This is a genomic window from Sphingomonas sp. CL5.1 (genome assembly GCF_013344685.1).
Taxonomy (GTDB): Bacteria; Pseudomonadota; Alphaproteobacteria; order Sphingomonadales; family Sphingomonadaceae; genus Sphingomonas.
On the sequence record NZ_CP050137.1, the window covers coordinates 3623980 to 3639002 of the forward strand.

General features: G+C 69.8%; 15 protein-coding genes. 5 read left to right on the forward strand and 10 right to left on the reverse strand.

The genetic code is table 11. The features are described from left to right. The first annotated feature begins 1 nt into the window (after nucleotide 1). Nucleotides 2-385: a VOC family protein gene (locus F9288_RS17420; RefSeq protein WP_174837950.1), complete on the forward strand. Its 384-nt coding sequence runs from the start codon at nucleotides 2-4 to the stop codon at nucleotides 383-385. A 42-nt stretch (nucleotides 386-427) separates the two neighbouring features. Here F9288_RS17420 and F9288_RS17425 read toward each other — a convergent pair whose 3' ends face one another. The 8 genes from F9288_RS17425 to F9288_RS17460 all read right to left on the reverse strand — a co-directional run bounded on the left by F9288_RS17425 (nucleotide 428) and on the right by F9288_RS17460 (nucleotide 8674). Then, nucleotides 428-1783, reverse strand: a complete 1356-nt coding sequence (locus F9288_RS17425; RefSeq protein ID WP_174837951.1) for a cytochrome P450 — start codon at nucleotides 1781-1783, stop codon at nucleotides 428-430. Nucleotides 1784-1785: 2 nt separating this feature from the next. Beyond that, nucleotides 1786-2775, reverse strand: a complete 990-nt coding sequence (locus F9288_RS17430; protein WP_174837952.1) for an alpha/beta fold hydrolase — start codon at nucleotides 2773-2775, stop codon at nucleotides 1786-1788. Next, the gene (locus F9288_RS17435; RefSeq protein ID WP_174837953.1) at nucleotides 2772-3842 is read right to left on the reverse strand and encodes a zinc-binding dehydrogenase; all 1071 of its coding nucleotides are present in this window, start codon (nucleotides 3840-3842) and stop codon (nucleotides 2772-2774) included. The genes F9288_RS17430 and F9288_RS17435 overlap by 4 nt, the downstream gene beginning before the upstream one ends. Continuing rightward, a complete protein-coding gene (locus F9288_RS17440; RefSeq protein WP_174837954.1) occupies nucleotides 3839-5050 on the reverse strand; it encodes an LLM class flavin-dependent oxidoreductase in 1212 nt (403 codons plus the stop codon). Before F9288_RS17440 ends, F9288_RS17435 begins: the two co-directional genes overlap by 4 nt. 74 nt (nucleotides 5051-5124) lie before the next feature. Further along, nucleotides 5125-5541, reverse strand: a complete 417-nt coding sequence (locus F9288_RS17445; RefSeq protein WP_174837955.1) for a cytochrome c-type biogenesis protein — start codon at nucleotides 5539-5541, stop codon at nucleotides 5125-5127. Further along, nucleotides 5538-6065 carry a redoxin family protein gene (locus F9288_RS17450; protein WP_174837956.1) on the reverse strand — a complete coding sequence of 176 codons (528 nt, stop codon included), beginning with the start codon at nucleotides 6063-6065 and terminating at the stop codon, nucleotides 5538-5540. The genes F9288_RS17445 and F9288_RS17450 overlap by 4 nt, the downstream gene beginning before the upstream one ends. After that, nucleotides 6062-8026 carry a heme lyase CcmF/NrfE family subunit gene (locus tag F9288_RS17455; protein ID WP_174837957.1) on the reverse strand — a complete coding sequence of 655 codons (1965 nt, stop codon included), beginning with the start codon at nucleotides 8024-8026 and terminating at the stop codon, nucleotides 6062-6064. The genes F9288_RS17450 and F9288_RS17455 overlap by 4 nt, the downstream gene beginning before the upstream one ends. Nucleotides 8027-8191: 165 nt before the next feature. Next, the gene (locus F9288_RS17460; protein WP_174837958.1) at nucleotides 8192-8674 is read right to left on the reverse strand and encodes a hypothetical protein; all 483 of its coding nucleotides are present in this window, start codon (nucleotides 8672-8674) and stop codon (nucleotides 8192-8194) included. A 135-nt stretch (nucleotides 8675-8809) separates the two neighbouring features. On the opposite strand from F9288_RS17460, the gene F9288_RS17465 reads away from it, so the two are divergent. Genes F9288_RS17465 through moaC form a run of 4 tightly spaced genes read left to right on the forward strand, consistent with a single transcriptional unit; the run spans nucleotide 8810 to nucleotide 11623 of the window. Further along, nucleotides 8810-9379: an aminodeoxychorismate/anthranilate synthase component II gene (locus F9288_RS17465; protein WP_174837959.1), complete on the forward strand. Its 570-nt coding sequence runs from the start codon at nucleotides 8810-8812 to the stop codon at nucleotides 9377-9379. Further along, a complete protein-coding gene (gene trpD / locus F9288_RS17470) occupies nucleotides 9376-10365 on the forward strand; it encodes an anthranilate phosphoribosyltransferase (RefSeq protein ID WP_174837960.1) in 990 nt (329 codons plus the stop codon). Before F9288_RS17465 ends, trpD begins: the two co-directional genes overlap by 4 nt. Next, nucleotides 10362-11141, forward strand: coding sequence for an indole-3-glycerol phosphate synthase TrpC (trpC, locus tag F9288_RS17475; RefSeq protein ID WP_174837961.1), 780 nt, complete (start codon nucleotides 10362-10364; stop codon nucleotides 11139-11141). The genes trpD and trpC overlap by 4 nt, the downstream gene beginning before the upstream one ends. Then, nucleotides 11138-11623 carry a cyclic pyranopterin monophosphate synthase MoaC gene (gene moaC / locus F9288_RS17480; protein WP_174837962.1) on the forward strand — a complete coding sequence of 162 codons (486 nt, stop codon included), beginning with the start codon at nucleotides 11138-11140 and terminating at the stop codon, nucleotides 11621-11623. Before trpC ends, moaC begins: the two co-directional genes overlap by 4 nt. 95 nt (nucleotides 11624-11718) lie before the next feature. Here moaC and F9288_RS17485 read toward each other — a convergent pair whose 3' ends face one another. Together F9288_RS17485 and F9288_RS17490 are read right to left on the reverse strand one after the other, a co-directional pair. Then, on the reverse strand, nucleotides 11719-12165 hold the full coding sequence (locus F9288_RS17485; protein ID WP_174837963.1) for a peroxiredoxin: 447 nt from the start codon (nucleotides 12163-12165) through the stop codon (nucleotides 11719-11721). Next, nucleotides 12134-14848, reverse strand: coding sequence for a bifunctional [glutamine synthetase] adenylyltransferase/[glutamine synthetase]-adenylyl-L-tyrosine phosphorylase (locus F9288_RS17490; protein WP_174837964.1), 2715 nt, complete (start codon nucleotides 14846-14848; stop codon nucleotides 12134-12136). The genes F9288_RS17485 and F9288_RS17490 overlap by 32 nt, the downstream gene beginning before the upstream one ends. Nucleotides 14849-15023 lie beyond the last annotated feature (175 nt).

Here is a 15023-nt window from a genome sequence, read left to right on the forward strand (position 1 = left end):
CATGTACAGCCATATGATGATCGGCTCGAACGATCTGGATCGTTCGCGCAAATTCTACGACGCGCTGTTCGGCGCGATCGGCGGAAAAGCCGCGATCCAGGACGAGAAAGGCCGCCTGATCTATCTCCACAACGGCGGGATCTTCATGGTCACCAAGCCGATCGACGGCCAGCCGGCGAGCCATGCCAACGGCGGAACGATCGGCTTCGCGATGAGCGACCCGGCGCAGGCCGACGCATGGCACAAGGCGGGCGTGGAGAATGGCGGGACGGCGATCGAGGATGCTCCCGGCGTCCGCAGCGGCAACGGGATGAGCATGTACCTCGCCTATCTGCGCGACCCGGACGGCAACAAGCTGTGCGCGCTGCACCGGATGCCGGCCTGATTCGGGCAAGGCCCCTTCCCGCCGACCGGGAAGGGGCCTTGTTCATGCCGCCCGGACCGCGCGTTCCGGCGTGAACTCCACCTCCAGCCGGCGCACGGCGTGGACGAAATTGTTCGGCGCGATATCCATCTCGCCCGTCCAGCGGATATCGGGGAAACGCGCGAAGAGCTGGCGATAGGCTTCCTCGAGCTGGAGCTGCGCGGTCATCCGCCCGATGCAGATGTGCGGGCCGTAGCCGAAGGCGATGTTCTTCTCGGCATTGGCGCGCGCGATGTCGAAACGGTCGGGATTGGGGAACATCGCCGCATCGCGATTGGCCGCGCCGTAGTACATGATGACCTTCTCGCCCTCCGCGATGCGCTGGCCGCCGACCTCGGTGTCGCGCGTCGCGGTGCGGCGCATGTAGATGACGGGGGAGACGACGCGGGTGATCTCATGCACCGCATTGGTCAGCAGGTTGCCGTCGGCCTGTAGCCGCACCTTCTGGTCCGGGTTCTCGGTGAACAATTTCATCGCGCCGGAGAGCGAGTTGCGCGTCGTGTCGTTGCCGGCGAACACAATCAGCAGCCACGCGCCGTCGAGATACGGATCGGGCAAAGGCTCGCCGTCGACCATCGCGTTGGCGATCGCGCTCATCAGGTCCGGCCGCGGATCGGCGCGGCGCCTGGCGAGCATGTAGCGGCCGTAATCGAACATCTCGGCGACGTTCTTGTTGAACAGTTCGATGAAGGCGGCGATCTCGGGGCTTGGTTCGGACAGTTTGTCGAGCTGGTCGATCTGCTCGACCGCCACCTGCTGCGCCATTTCGAGGAAATGGACCCACGCCATGAAGCGTTCGCGGTCCGCCAGCGGCACGCCGAGCATCTCGCACAGGGTGAAGATCGGCAGCCGCTGGCTGAACTTCTCCACCATGTCGCACTTGCCCAGCGGCGCCATCGCGTCGAGCAGCCGCGTCACCTCCGCCGAGACGCGATCGCGCAGGCCCTTGATGTAGGTGGCGGTGAAATAGGGCATATGCTCCTTGCGGAGCTGGCGATGCGGCAGGGCATCGAGGTTTATCATCGAATTGGTCGAGGCGGAGAACAGCGTCGGATGCCGCGTCTCCTCCGGCCCGAGCGCCATCAGGATGCCGCCCTTTTCGGAGCTGAACGTCTCCGGATCGCCGTTGACGCGCTTCACGTCGTCGAAGCGGGTGACGGCCCAGAAGCCCACGCCGTCGCGGCGCATCGGATGCCACATCACCGGCGCCTCGGCGCGCATCCGGGCATAATCGCCCCACGGCTGCCCCTTGGTGAAGGCCTGGATATCGCCCAGGTCCACGCCCTCCAGCGTGGGATAGACCGGCGGGAAGGTCGGCCCCGGCCGCCCCTCGATGATATGATCGCTGACCAGCCGCATCGTCATGCTCCTTCGTGCGCGAAGCGACGCGCGACCCAATCGAGGATCACGCGGCTCACTTCGTCGGGCTTTTCCTGCTGCGTCCAATGGCCCGATCCGGCGATCATATGCCGGTCGAGATCGGGGACGTATTTCTCCATCCCCTCCGCCATCGACGGCGGGAGGACGTGATCGCATTCGGCGGTTATCATCAGCGCGGGGCAGGTCACGCGGTCGGCGATGCCGGCGGAACGCTTCCAGTTGCGCGTGAAGTTGCGATACCAGTTGATCCCGCCGGTGAAGCCGGTGCGGGCGAAGGTATCGACGAAGGCACGGCGCTCCCCGTCGCTGAGCAATTGATGCTCGTCGCCCGCCGGGTCATATGCCTCCAACATCAGGCCCAGCGGGAAATTCCGCTGCTCCGCCGGCAGCGCGGCGAACTCGGCCGGCGTCATCGTCGGGCGGCGCATGAAGAAGCGAAAGGTCTTGTCGACGTCCCTGGCCAACGCGGCGTCCGCCTCGCCCGGTTTCTGGAACCAGACGATATACATGTCCTCGCCCAGCGCCATGCGCATCAGCGCGATCGGATCGGCGGAGGCGCGCGGGATGAACGGCGTGTTGAGGCCGATCACCCCCGCGACGCGATCCGGGTGACGCAGCGCCATCTGCCACACGACAAGGCCACCCCAATCGTGCCCGCAGAAGATCGCCCGCTCGATCCCCTTGGCGTCGAGCAGCCCGGCGAGATCGGCGCAAAGCTGCTCCATGTCGTAGCTCTCGACCGCCTCCGGCCGATCGGTCAGGCCGTAGCCGCGCTGGTCCGGCGCGAGCGCGCGATGACCGGCCTCCGCGAAGGCGGCGAGCTGGTGCCGCCACGAATAGGCCAGTTCCGGAAAGCCGTGGCAGAACACCACCGGCATCCCCTCCCCCGCCACGTCGTAGCAGGCCATGCGGATGCCGTTGGTCTCGACAAAAGTTAGCGGGGGCATCCCCGGCAACGCCTCGTCGCTCATGGCCGCACCACCACCTTGCATTGCGCCTCCGGATCGCCGAGCGCGCGGAAGGCTTCCGCCACGCCGTCCAGCCCGACCTCCGAGGTGATCGCCGGCAGCACGTCGATCGTCCCCTCGGCGATATGGTGGAGCGTGGCGGCGAATTCCTCCGGCGTGTAGCCGAGCACGAATTTCAGCTCGAGGCTCTTGTTGATGCACAGGAACGGCTCGATCGCGTCGGTCTGCATGCAGACGCCGACGATGAGGATCTGCGCGCCGACCGGGACCGCCTCGATCAGCGACTGGATCACGCCGGGCACGCCGACGCACTCGAACACGATCGCGCGCTTGCCCTGCCGGCCGCTCATCGCCAGCACCGATCGTTCGGTGCGCGAGTGCGGCACGCCCAGCTCGCTCCAGCGGGCATGGGGATTCTCCGCCGCTGGGTCGATCACGATATCCGCGCCGAACCCCTCCGCCACCCTGCGCCGGGCGGGCGAATAGTCCGATGCGATCACAGGCCCCAGCCCGCGCGCCTTGAGCGCCGCGATCACCGCCAGCCCCACGGGTCCGCAACCGACGACGAGGTTCACCGTATCCGGCCCGGCGTCGCTTTCCGCGACGGCGTGTTCGCCGACCGCGAACGGCTCGGTCATCGCCGCCTGCACGTCGCTCAGCCCGTTGGGCACGGGCAGCAGCATCTGCTCGGTCAGCACCATCGCCTCCGCGAAACCGCCGGGGAAGAGATTGGAATAGCCGACCGTCTCGAACCCGGCCGGCGAGGCGATCACCGGCACCGTCACGACGCGGGTGCCGGGCTTCAGCCGCCGATCGGTGCCCGGCCCGTGATCGAGTATCTCGGCGCAGAATTCATGGCCGAACACGATATCGCGCGCGGGGTCGATCAGCGCCGGCTCGCCGGTGCGGCGGCCAAGCTCGACCATCTTCTCCATCGAATGCACCGCGTGCAGGTCGGAACCGCAGATCCCGCAGCACAGGGTACGCGCCAGCACCTGCCCGGCGCCGGGCACCGGCTCAGGCAGATCGTCCAGCACCAGCGCCGGGCCGCGGCGGACGACGGCCTTCATTCCGCCGCGTCCGTCTTCTTGTCGAGGCCCATCGCGGCGAGGATTTCGGGACGGATATTCTCCGTCCCCTTCCGCTGGATATGCTGCGCGACGCGCGCGCCGACCGCCGCCTGCGCCTCGCCGATGAAGCGCGGGCGATTGTCGCGCGCCCAGGCCAGCGAGGCGTCGCGATTCCCGTTGGCGTCCTGGAACTTCGGCATCACGTAGCGGGCGATCAGTTCATAGGATTTCTTCTTCGCGTCCCATTCCGCCCAATTGGTGTCGAGCGTCAGGAACGCGCCGAACCCGCCCGACTGCTGCCGGAGCCGCTCGATCTGCGCGATCGCGTCATCCGGGGTGCCGACCACCGCCATGCCGTTGTTGACCAAGGCGTCGATCGGATCGCCCTCGGTCGGCGCGAGCGGCAGCGCGGCGACCTCGCGAAAATAATAGAGCCAGTCATCGATCCCGAAGCGCACCTGCGCCCGCGCCTCCTCGCGCGTCGCGGCGACGTGCATCGGGCCGACCAGCCGCCAGCCGTCGCGGTTCATGATGCGGCCGCTCTCCTTCGCGACCTCCTCCGCGATCGCCCAATTGGAGGCGAGCGCGTTGAACCCGCCCGCCTGGGTCGCGCCGATCGAGAGGATGCCGACGCCATGCCGCCCCGCCGCCTGCGCGCCGGTCGGCGAGACCTGGCTGGCCACCGCGATCTCCACCGAGGGCCTGCTATAGGGCATCATCTGGAGCCGCGCCTCGGCCAGCTCGAACCAGTCGGTCTTCTTCGTCACCGTCTCGCCGCGCAGCAGCGGGACGAGCGCGTCGAGCGCCTCGTCCATCCGGTCGCGCTGCTTCGCCACCGGGATGCCCATCATGAAGGCGTCGGAGGGCAAGGCGCCCGGCCCGACGCCGAACATCACCCGCCCGCGCGTCATGTGATCGAGCTGGTTGATGCGGTCCGCCAGCATCAGCGGATGGTGGTAGGGCAGCGAGGAGACGCCGGTGCCGAGCCGGATGCGCCTCGTGCGCTCGGCGGCGAAGGCGATGAACAATTCGGGGCTGGCGATCAGTTCATAGCCGGCGGAATGATGCTCGCCGATCCACGCCTCGTCATAGCCGAGCTTGTCGAGATGGACGACCAGATCGAGATCGCGCTCCAGCGCCTGCGTGGGATTTTCGCGCAACGGATGGAACGGCGCGATGAACGTGCCGAATCGCAGCTTCTGGCCCATGAGCCCGTCTCTCCTTGCTACGTAACTTTTGTTTTGCGGCGCAGGCTATGGGAGAGCGGCGGGAGAATCCAGCCCTATTCGGAGCGGCGCTTGCGACGCCGGAAACTGCCCCGCGCCACCCATGCGCCAAGCGCGAGCAGCAGGATCGGGGCGAGCCACAGCGGCAGGGTCGCGCCGGAGAGCGGAGGATCGTAGGTGATATAGTCGCCGTAGCGCGCGATCAGCCATTCGCGGATCGCGCGCGGCTTTTCCCCGGCGGCGATGCGCTGGCGGATCAGCGCGCGCATGTCCCCGGCCATGTCGGCGTCGCTGTCGGCGACCGACTGGCCCTGGCAGACGACGCAGCGGATCGTCTCCATCAGCGCCTTGGCCTCCGCCTCCTGCGCGGGATCGCGTAGCTGGGTATAGGCGAGCGCCGCCGGAGGCAGCCCCGAATCCGCCGCCACCGGCGCGGCGGCGGCGAGCAGCGCGAGGATCGCCGCGCGCTTCATCGCGCGTTCCGCCACGCCCGATAGATCGCATCCACGTCGTCGGCGCGGATGTCGCCGACGTGCTGCTTCACGATCTTACCCGCGCCGTCGACGACGAACGTCTCCGGCACGCCGGACGAGCCGAGCGAAAGCTGCACCACGCTCACCCTGTCGTCGCCGATCGCACGATAGGGGTCGCCGTAGTGCGCGAGGAAGCCGCCGACCGCCGGCCCGGTGTCGCGGATCGCGATGGCGTCGATCGGCACGCCCATCGCCTTCAGCCGCATCAGTTGCGGCGCCTCGGCGATGCACGGGATGCACCAGCTCGCGAAGACATTGAGCAGGCGTGGCTGGCCGGTGCGCAAGTCGGCGGCGGACAGCCCCGGCTTGCCCGGCACCAGCGGGGCGAGATCGAAATCCGGCACCGGCTGCCCGACCATCGCCGAATAGACGGTGCGGTCGGACGGCTTCATCAATTCACGCGCGGCGAAGGCCAGCACCACCAGCAGCAGCGCGAGCGGCAGCCAGAGCAGCCAGCGCCTCACTGGCCGGCGCTCCATTGGCCAGCATCCCACTGGAACGCCGCCTCATGCACGCGCCGCGCCGCGCGCCGCTCGCGCAGGATGTGCCCGAGCATCGACAGCGCCCCGCCCAGCGCGACCAGCGCGCCACCGAACCAGATCAGCGTCACCAGCGGCTTCCACCACAGGCGAAGCTGCCACCGCCCGGCGTCGTCCGGCTGGCCGAGCACGGTGTAGAGTTGGCCGTCGAGCACCGTCTGGATCGCGCTCTCGCTGGTGCTGGTCGGCGGATTGGAGAAGAAGCGCGATTGCGGGCGAAGGTAGAAGGTCTCGCCATCCTCGCCGCGCTTCACCGCCAGCCGCGCCTCCAGCGCCGACCAGTTCGGGCCGATCAGCGGATTCACGCCCTCGAAGGTGACGCTGTACGGCCCGACCCTCACCGGCTCGCCGACGCGGGCCGCGACCAGCCGCTCCTGCGTCCAGGCGGTCGAGGCGGCCATGCCGGCTAGGCTCACCGCGATGCCGAGATGCGCGATGACCATGCCGTAGAGGAACAACGGGGCGCGGCGCAGGTCCCGCTTCCGCAAGGGCGCGACGCTCGCCACCGCCAGCCCGGCCGCGAGCGACAGGCCGGCAAGCTGCATCCAGCCGATCCCGCCGGACAGCACCGCCACGCCGGCGGCGGTGAACAGCGCGGCGGCGATCGGCCACATCAGCCGCTCCAGCACCGCCTGCGCCTCGTCGCGGCGCCAGCGCAGCAGCGGCCCAGCCGCCATCAGCGCCACCAGCACCAGCGCGATTGGCCCGGCGGTCTTGTCGAAGAACGGCGCGCCAACCGAAAGCTGCGTCCCCATCGTCGCCGCGACGATCGGGTAGAAGGTGCCGATCAGCACGATGCCGAGGATCACCGAGAGCAGAAGGTTGTTGGCCACCAGCCCGCCCTCGCGACTCAACAACTCGAAGGTGTTGCCCGCCCGCACCGTGCCGACGCGCGTCGCGAACAGGATGAGCGCGCCGCCGATATAGATCGCCAGCAGCGCGAGGATGAACGCCCCGCGCTCCGGATCGACGGCGAAGGCGTGGACGCTGGTGAGGATGCCCGAGCGGACGAGAAACGTGCCGATCATCGACATCGAGAAGGCGACCACCGCCAGCATCACCGTCCAGGCGCGCAGCCCGTCGCGCGTCGCCAGCACCGTCACCGAATGGAGCAGGGCGGTCGCGGCCAGCCACGGCATCAGCGAGGCGTTCTCCACCGGGTCCCAGAACCACCAGCCGCCCCAGCCCAGCTCGTAATAGGCCCAGTAGCTGCCCGCCGTGATGCCGATCGTCAGGAAAATCCACGCGCCCAGCACCCACGGCCGCATCGCCCGCGCGAAGGCCGGGCCGACGTCACGCGTCACGAGCGCACCGATCGCGAAGGAGAAGGCCACCGACAGGCCGACATAGCCGATGTAGAGCGTCGGCGGGTGGAAGGCGAGGCCGGGGTCCTGCAATAGCGGGTTCAGCCCCTGCCCGTCCGCCGGCGCGGGATCGAGCCGCGCGAACGGATTGGAGACGAACAGCAGGAAGGCATAGAAGCCCAGCGCGATCGCCGCCTGCCCGCCGAGCGTCGCGGTCAGCGTGCGCTCGTCCAGCCGGCGCTCGAGCAGCGCTACCGCGCCGCCGGCCAGCCCGAGGATCGTCACCCACAGCAGCATCGAGCCTTCGTGGTTCCCCCACGCGCCCGCGAACTTGTAGAGCATCGGCTTGGCCGAATGGCTGTTCTCCGCGACCAGCGCGACCGACATGTCGGAGACGCAGAACACGGCGATCAGCGCCGCCATCGCCAGCGCCGCCATCGCTCCCTGCACCACCGCGACGGGGCGCACGGCGGCGAGCAAGGCCGCATCCTTCCGGCGCACCGCCAGCCCCGCCAGCGCCAGTTGCAGCGCGGCGAGCGCGGCGGCGAACCACAAGGCGGCAAGCCCTGCCTCGGCGGTCATTCGGGCCGCCTCCCCGCGGTCGTGTCGAGCGTCACCTGATCTCACTCATCCCGTGGCGGGCGCGCCCGCTTGTCCGCGCCGCTCTTGCGGCACGAACCGGCGCGACACAAGGCCGCGACGATGCGACCGATGCGGAAGGCCGGTCCAGCCCGGCGACGCCCGCGATCAATCCTGCGGCTGCGGGCTGGTGCCTTCCTGCTGGGCGCGCTTGATCGCCTGACGCTCAAGATACCATTGCCGCGCGTTCATCTGCGCGCAGCCGGTCTGCCCGCCGGAGCCGACCGCCGAGCAGGTATCGGGCAGGCCGCCGGCCGTGCGGCCGACCTCGTCCACATTCTGCGCGCGATTGACCCAGCTCTGGTTCTTCGCCGGAACCTCGGGCGGGCGGCGCAATTCCTTCGGCACGCGGAACTGCTCGTTCGGGTCGAGACGGTTGCACACCACCACCTCGTCGGAGGTGGACGGCGGGCATTTCTCGTTCCCCGTCAGCGTCACGCTGCGGATGCGGTGCGGCGGCTTGCCGGTTTCGGCCTGCGTCTCCTGATGCACGGTTTCGGCCGGCGGCGGGGAAGCCTGCTGCGTCGCCTGCGCCGCCAGCGCGGCCGCCGGCAAGGCGGCGAGCGCGACCGTTATCAGGGGGCGGAACATGGCCTTGTCTCCTCGGTATATGGTCAACGTCATCCACGCCGCTTGTATCCCGGCTGAACGCGCGACCCGATTACTTCATGTTTCCGCAGCGCAACAGTCGTTGCGATGCGGACGGAATGGAGTAAGGCGGCCGCGATGATCCTTGTCGTCGACAATTATGACAGCTTCACCTGGAATCTGGTCCATTACTTGATGGAGCTGGGCGCCGGCGTCGAGGTGGTGCGCAACGACGCGCTGACGGTGGCGGAGGCGCTGGCGACGGGCGCGGACGGCTTCCTGATCTCGCCCGGCCCATGCACGCCGAACGAGGCGGGGATCAGCCTCGATCTGGTCGCCGCCTGCGCGGAAGCGGGCCGGCCGCTGCTTGGCGTGTGCCTCGGCCATCAGTCGATCGGCCAGCATTTCGGCGGTCGGGTGGTGCGCGGCGGGCTGATGCACGGCAAGACCTCGCCGGTGACGCATGACGGGACGGGCGTGTTCGCCGGCCTCCCCTCGCCGTTCACCGCGACGCGCTATCATTCGCTGATCGTCGAGGATGTGCCGGAGGTGCTGGCGGTCAACGCCACCGCGCCGGACGGATCGGTGATGGGCGTGCGGCACCGCGCGCTGCCGATCCACGGCGTGCAATTCCACCCCGAGAGCATCGCCACCGAGCATGGCCACGCGCTGCTCGCCAATTTCCTGAAGCTGACGGGCACGGCATGACGGCTTTCTCGCCGCTGCCCGATCCCGCCGCACCGCTCGGCCGCGAGGATGCGGCGCGGGCCTTCGCCGACATCCTCGACGGCCGCGCCGGCGACGAGGCGATCGCGCAATTCCTGATCGCGCTCAGCGATCGCGGCGAGACCGCCACCGAAATCGCCGAGGCCGCCCGCGCGCTGCGCGACCGCATGATCCCGATCCAGGCCCCCGCCGACGCGATCGACGTATGCGGCACGGGGGGCGACGGGCACCATACGCTCAATGTCTCCACCGCCGTCAGCCTCGTGGTGGCGGCGTGCGGCGTGCCGGTCGCCAAGCACGGCAACCGCGCCGCCTCGTCCAAGGCTGGCGCGGCCGACACGCTGGAGGCGCTGGGACTCGACATGGAGCGGGCCGGCGCGATGGCGGAGGAGACGCTGGGCGAGCTGGGCATCTGCTTCCTGTTCGCCGCGACCCATCATCCGGCGGTGAGACGGATCACCCCGATCCGCCGCCGCATCGGCAAGCGCACGATCTTCAACCTGATGGGGCCGCTGGCCAATCCGGCGCGGGTCTCGCGGCAGCTCATCGGCATCGCGCGGCCCGATTATGCGCCGGTCTATGCCGCCGCACTGGCCGAACTGGGCGCGGAGGCGGCGCTGGTCGTCTCCGGCGAGGAAGGGCTGGACGAGGTTTCCGGCGCCGGCCCGACGATCGCGGTGTCCGTGGGCAAGGTCGCGCTGCCCGATCGGATCGCGCCGGAGGACGCGGGGCTGCCGCGCCACCCGATCGCGGCGATCCACGGTGGCGACCCGGCCTATAACGCCGATGCGCTGCGCCGCCTGCTGCGCGGCGAGCATGGCGCCTATCGCGACGCGGTGCTGCTCAATGCCGCCGCCGCGCTGGCGCTGAGCGGGGACGCGCTGCCGGCTGGCGCGGCGCGCGCCGCCGAAGCGATCGATTCGGGCGCGGCCGATGCGTTGCTCGATCGCTGGATCGCGTGGAAATGACCAATATTCTCGACCGGATCCTCGCCACCAAGCGCGAGGAAGTGCGCGAGCGAAGCGCCCGCGCCTCGCTCGCCGATCTCGATGCGCGCGCGCGCGAGCAGACGCCGCCGCGCGGCTTCCGCACGGCGCTGGATCGCGCGCCGGGCTATGGCCTCGTCGCGGAGATCAAGAAGGCCAGCCCGTCCAAGGGCCTGATCCGCGCCGATTTCGATCCGCCGGCCCATGCCCGCGCCTATCAGGCGGGCGGCGCGTCGTGCCTGTCGGTGCTTACCGACGCGCAATATTTCCAGGGGTCGGAGGATTATCTGGTCGCCGCGCGCGCCGCCTGCGACCTGCCGGTGCTGCGCAAGGACTTCATGGTCGATCCGTGGCAGGCGGCGGAGGCGCGGGCGATCGGCGCGGATGCGATCCTGCTCATCATGGCGGCGCTCGACGACGTGGCGCTGGCCGAGATCGAGGCGGCCGCGATCGAGCGCGGGATGGACGTGCTGGTCGAGGTCCACGATGCCGACGAGCTGGAGCGCGCGCTGAAGCTCAAGTCGCGACTGATCGGGGTGAACAACCGCGATCTCAGGGACTTCACGGTCGATTTTGCGCGCACTTATGAACTGGTCGGCCGCGCGCCGGCGGGCTGCACCTTCGTCGCCGAGAGCGGACTGAACAGCCGCGCCGATCTCGACGAGATGGCGGCGCGCGGCGTGCGCTGCTTCCTGATCGGCGAATCGCTGATGCGCCAGCCCGACATGGAGGCGGCGACGCGGGCGCTGATCGGATGACGCGCCTCACCCATATCGACGAAGCGGGCGCGGCGCGCATGGTCGACGTGGGCGACAAGGCGGTGACGCGGCGCGAGGCGATCGCGACCGGACGGATCGCGATGCAGCCGGAGACGGCGGCCGCGATCCGCGACGGCGCGGTGGCGAAGGGAGACGTGCTGGCGGTGGCGCGCGTCGCCGGGATCATGGCGGCGAAACGGACGAGCGAGTTGATCCCGCTCTGCCACCCCCTGCCCCTCACCCGCGTAACGCTCGACCTGTCGGTCGGCGAGGATCACGTCGAGGCGAGCGCCACCGTCGCGACGGACGGCAAGACCGGCGTGGAGATGGAGGCGCTGACCGCCGTTTCGGTGGCGCTGCTGACGATCTACGACATGACGAAGGCGCTCGATCGCGCGATGCGGATCGAGGGGGTGCGGCTGCTGGAGAAACGCGGCGGCCGGTCGGGAGAATGGCGGGCTGGCGACGGCGCCGCTTCCTGAGCGCTCCTCATCACCCCGGCGCAAGCCGGATCTCGTGCCTCAAGCGTGCCGCTCGTCGATAGCGATGCCAGCTTTCGCTGGCATGACGGTTTCCCTCAGCCCTCTCGCGCCGCCTCCAGCACCGCCGCCGCATGGCCGGGCACCTTCACCTTGCGCCATGCGCGGACCAGCTTCCCGTCCTTCCCGAACAGGAAGGTCGCGCGCTCGATGCCCATGTATTTGCGGCCGTAGAGCGATTTCTCCACCCACACGCCGAACGCCTCGCAGGCCGCGCCATCCTCGTCGCTCGCCAGTGGCACCTTCAGGTCGTATTTGGCGATGAAGTTGGCGTGCCGCTTCGGGCTGTCCTTCGACACGCCCAGCACCGTCACGCCGGCCCCGGCGAAATCGCCGGCGAGCGCGGAGAAGTCCTGCGCCTCGCGCGTGCAGCCGCTCGTATCGTCCTTCGGATAGAAATAGACCACCAGCGGACGCGGCAGCGCGGTGAGCTTCACCGGCGCGCCGTTCGGGTCAACCAGCGTCAGGTCGGGAATCGTGTCCATCAATCACTCCTAGCCACGCGGCGCGCACCTCCTGCCGCGCCGCGTCCAGCCCGGCAAGCACCGCCGCCCAATCCTTCACGCCGAGCGCCCGCGCCACCAAGGCGCGCGTCGCCGCCGCTTCCGGCTCCCGCGCGTCGGGCGCAACCAGCCGCAGCGTGACGAGCAGGCGCGTCAGCAATTCATAAGCCGCGCCGATACCCGCCGGCAGCAGCGGCCCGAGCAGGGCGATGGCGCGCGCCAATCCCGGATCGAAGCCGGTGCGATGTTCGAGCTGGAGCGTATGCACCGCGAACTCCAGATCGACGAGGCCGCCCGGCAGCAGCTTCGCGTCGAGCGGGCCGGCGGGCTGCTTGTGCGCGGCCATCTCGGCCCGCATCTTCGCGGCATCGGCCACGATATCGTGCCGCTTGCGCGCGCCGGCGAGCACCGCGTCGATCTCCGCGCGGAGCGCGGCGCGGGCGGGGGGAGAGCCGAACACCGGCCGGGCGCGGGTCAGCGCCATATGCTCCCACGTCCAGGCGTCCTCGCGCTGATAGCGGGCGAAGGAATCCATGCTCACCACCAGCGGCCCCTGCGCGCCGGACGGCCTCAGCCGGGTGTCGACCGAATAGAGCGGCCCGGCGGCGGTGGCGACCGACAGCGCCGCCGTCACCCGCTGCGCCAGCCGGTTATAGTAGAGCGTCGCGCCGAGCGGCTTCGGCCCGTCCGATTCCGCCGCGAAATCGCCGGTGAACAGATAGATCAGGTCGAGGTCCGAGGCATGGGTCAGCGCCCCGCCACCGAGCCGGCCGAGCGCGAGGATGACGAACTCGCTGTCCGGCACGCGGCCGTGGGCGCGGACGAACTCGTCGATCGTGGCATGGGTGAGCGCCTCGATCGCCGCCTCCGCGACGCGGGCATAACCGGCGGAGACGTCCAGCGGATCGGCCGAACCGGCGACGATCTGCGTGCCCAGTGCGAACCTTTTGTCGCCGACCACGCGGCGGACGTGATCGAGCTGCGCCTGATAGTCCGCGCCGCGCTCCCATGCCTCCATCTCCGCGACCAGCTCGGCGAGATCGCCGACCGGCGCCAGCGCGGTGGCATCGATCAGCCCGTCGAGCAGATCGGGGCGGCGCGCCAGTTCGTCGGCCAGCGTCGGCGCGTGGCTGAGCACCGCCGCGAGCAGGCTGGCGAGCGCCGGCCGCGCCTCCAGCAGACGAAAGACGTTGATCGCGCTGGGCAGTCGTTCGAGCAGCAGGTCGAGTCGTTGCAGCGCGGCCCGCGGCACCGGCGCGTCGGCGAAGGCGGCGACGATGCCGGGCAGCACCGCCTCCAGCGCGGCCTTCGCCGCCGGGCTGCGCAGCGCGGGATAGCGACCAGAGCGCCACAATGCGATCCGTGTCGCCGCGCCATCCGCATCGGCAAAGCCGGCGGCGGCGAGTTGCTCGACCAGCCGCTCGTGGTCGATGGAAAGCGCGGTGTCGGGCGGCGCGGCGAGCCGGTCGAACACCGTCGCGACGCGCTCGACATGCGGGCGCAGGTGATCGAGCAGCGCCGCGCCATCCGCCCGTCCGTCGAGCCGCGCGACGCGATCGAGCGCCTCGCCCGCCGGGAGATGATGCGTCTGCCGGTCGTCGATCATCTGCACGCGATGCTCGATCGTCCGCAGCGCGACATAGGCGTCGGTCAGCGCGCGCGCGTCGTCCGGGTCGACGCGCCCCGCCGCCGCGAGCGCGGCAAGCGCCGCGCGGGTATCGCCGACGCGTAGCGCCGGATCGCGGCCGCCGTGGATGAGCTGGTGAATCTGCGCGAAGAACTCCACCTCACGGATGCCGCCGCGCCCGCGCTTCAGGTCATAGCCGGCGCCGAACGCCTGACCCTGCGAATGATGGTCGCGGATGCGACGCGTGATGTCGACGATCTCCCCGATCGCGCCGAAATCGAGGCTGCGCCGCCATACGAACGGCCGGATCGCCTCCAGGAAACGCGCGCCGAGCGCCATATCGCCGGCACAGACGCGCGCGCGGATGAAGGCGGCGCGCTCCCACGGCAGCGCCTGCGATTCGTAATAGCCGATCGCCGCCTCGACCGGGATGACGATCGGGGTCACTTCCGGCGACGGGCGCAGCCGCAGGTCGATGCGCAGGACATAGCCGTCGCCGTCGAGCGCCTGGAGCAGTTCCACCACCCGGCGCCCGATCCGCACCGCCGCCTCGGCGGGGTCCTCGCGCGGCTTGGTCGGCAGGGTGAGCGGGTCGAACAACAGGATCGGGTCGATATCCGACGAATAATTCAGCTCCCGGCTGCCCTGCTTGCCGAGCGCGATCGCGGTGAAGCCGGCAGGCTCCGCGCCGGGAGTGCGCTCCTCGATCGCCGCGCGGATCGCGCGATCGAGCGCGGCGTCGGCGAAGTCGGAGAGCGCGTGGGTGACGCCGGTCAGATCCAGCGCGCCGGAAAGGTCACCGATCGCCGCCGCCAGCGCCAGCCGTCGCCGCGCGAGCCGCAATTCGCGCGCCGCCGGCCCGTCGCCGATCGTCGCCGCTTTGGCCAACGGCAGCGCGCCGCCTTCCAGCGCGGCGGCAAGGCCCGGCTCGCGATCGAGCAGCATCGACAGGAACGGCGCGTTGGCGCGCGCGCGCGCGACGGCGTCATGCGCGGTGGACTGTGAGGTGTCTGCGTCGGAACGGGCAAGGTCGGTCATGGCGGCGCCTACCTGCCGAGAAACTTCATCCGCGTTCAACCGTTTTCGTCGCTATGGAATATCCAGGTTCGTTTCGTGACGCCGACAATCCCGCTATCCAGATGGTGGCGAGGCCGCGCGCGAGCGATCCGATCGGCGAATCCCTGCGCGAGGCGTTCCGCGTTGTGGGCAAGGA

Coding starts and splice junctions, on each gene's coding strand:
- F9288_RS17430 (WP_174837952.1), bottom strand. CDS start 2,775: ATGAGCGACGAGGCGTTGCCGGGGATGCCCCCGCTAACTTTTGTCGAG.
- F9288_RS17440 (WP_174837954.1), bottom strand. CDS start 5,050: ATGGGCCAGAAGCTGCGATTCGGCACGTTCATCGCGCCGTTCCATCCG.
- F9288_RS17490 (WP_174837964.1), bottom strand. CDS start 14,848: ATGACCGACCTTGCCCGTTCCGACGCAGACACCTCACAGTCCACCGCG.
- F9288_RS17425 (WP_174837951.1), bottom strand. CDS start 1,783: ATGCGGCTGGTCAGCGATCATATCATCGAGGGGCGGCCGGGGCCGACC.
- trpC (WP_174837961.1), top strand. CDS start 10,362: ATGACCAATATTCTCGACCGGATCCTCGCCACCAAGCGCGAGGAAGTG.
- F9288_RS17465 (WP_174837959.1), top strand. CDS start 8,810: ATGATCCTTGTCGTCGACAATTATGACAGCTTCACCTGGAATCTGGTC.
- F9288_RS17455 (WP_174837957.1), bottom strand. CDS start 8,026: ATGACCGCCGAGGCAGGGCTTGCCGCCTTGTGGTTCGCCGCCGCGCTC.
- F9288_RS17445 (WP_174837955.1), bottom strand. CDS start 5,541: ATGAAGCGCGCGGCGATCCTCGCGCTGCTCGCCGCCGCCGCGCCGGTG.
- trpD (WP_174837960.1), top strand. CDS start 9,376: ATGACGGCTTTCTCGCCGCTGCCCGATCCCGCCGCACCGCTCGGCCGC.
- F9288_RS17435 (WP_174837953.1), bottom strand. CDS start 3,842: ATGAAGGCCGTCGTCCGCCGCGGCCCGGCGCTGGTGCTGGACGATCTG.
- F9288_RS17485 (WP_174837963.1), bottom strand. CDS start 12,165: ATGGACACGATTCCCGACCTGACGCTGGTTGACCCGAACGGCGCGCCG.
- F9288_RS17420 (WP_174837950.1), top strand. CDS start 2: ATGTACAGCCATATGATGATCGGCTCGAACGATCTGGATCGTTCGCGC.
- moaC (WP_174837962.1), top strand. CDS start 11,138: ATGACGCGCCTCACCCATATCGACGAAGCGGGCGCGGCGCGCATGGTC.
- F9288_RS17460 (WP_174837958.1), bottom strand. CDS start 8,674: ATGTTCCGCCCCCTGATAACGGTCGCGCTCGCCGCCTTGCCGGCGGCC.